The organism is Streptomyces diversicolor, assembly GCF_057537855.1.
On record NZ_BAAJXA010000132.1, the window covers coordinates 1 to 1,187 of the forward strand.

At 71.2% G+C, this 1,187-nt stretch carries 1 protein-coding gene and 1 pseudogene; both read left to right on the top strand.

All coding sequences use genetic code 11. From position 1 onward, the window contains the following. Nucleotides 1-656, top strand: a pseudogene (locus AC27LF_RS45480) (FtsK/SpoIIIE domain-containing protein); the annotation flags it as partial. After that, nucleotides 614-1,187, top strand: a 574-nt coding sequence (locus AC27LF_RS45485) for a replication initiator (RefSeq protein ID WP_479665220.1), incomplete at its 3' end; no start/stop codon positions are given. The pseudogene AC27LF_RS45480 and the gene AC27LF_RS45485, both read left to right, overlap by 43 nt.

Consider the following 1,187-nt stretch of genomic DNA (forward strand, 5'->3'; position numbering starts at 1 on the left):
GCGGCTCCGTCATGGAAGCCTGCGGCCTGACCGTCACGCCCTCCCGGCTGCGGATCCTCGCTGTCAAAGCCACCACCCGGCGGGAGGTCCGGGCGGTCCCGCCCCGCCGGGGCATCATCCGTCCCACCTCGACCGGGCTGCGGCTTCGCCTCCGGCTCGCTCCGGGGCAGGAACCCGCCGACGTCGCCGCCTCGGCCGAGCGGTTGCGGCACGCCTGGGGAGTGCATGCCGTCTACATCACCACGGTGAAGCCGGGTGTCGTGGAACTGCGGCTCGTCGGCTACGACGTCCTGCGGCGGGTACGCATGCCTCGCAAGACCGGCGGTGGGTTCCTCAAGGTGCCGGTGGCGCTGCGCGAGGACGCCATGCCCTTCGTACGCGACTACCGCACCGTTCCCCACCAACTCACCCTCGGCGCAACCCTGTCCGGCAAGTCCATGTACCTCCGGCACCTCATCGCCGGACTCGCCCCTCAGCCCGTCGCCCTCGTCGGAATCGACTGCAAGCGGGGCGTCGAACTGGCGCCGTTCGCGGCAAGGCTCTCTGCGCTCGCCACCGACCGGGACGAAGCCGCCGAGCTGCTGCCCGTCCTGGTCAAGGAAATGGAGGATCGATACGACCTGATCAAGGAACGGCAGGGCATCGCGCCCGGCACCGCCGCACCGACGGTCGCCCCTGCCGCTGCGGCACCCACCATGACCCAGACGACACCGCCCTCGGCGCGCCGCTCGACCCCGACACCTACGACTACGAAGCCGCCGTCCTGTGGAACGCCCACGCGGGTGCCCTCTGGCGCCGCTTCTCGATCTACCTCCGCCGGGAGGTCGCCAAGCGCGCGGGCCTCTCGCAGCGACGCCTACGCGACCATGCCCGCGTCTCCTTCGCCAAGGTCGCCGAGTACCAGAAGCGCGGCGCCGTCCACTTCCACGCGGTCATCCGCCTCGACGGCCCGCACGGCGGCGACACCCCGCCCCCGCCCTGGGCCACCGCCGAACTCCTCACCGACGCCATCCGCGCTGCTGCCACCAAGGTCCGTATCGACGGCCCGACCCTCGACGGCCGCACCCACACCTTCACCTTCGGCCGTCAACTCGACGTCCGCACCATCCGATCCGCCGACTTCAACGACGGCCAGGAACTCACCGAACGGGCCGTAGCGGCCTACATCGCCAAGTACGCCACCAAGG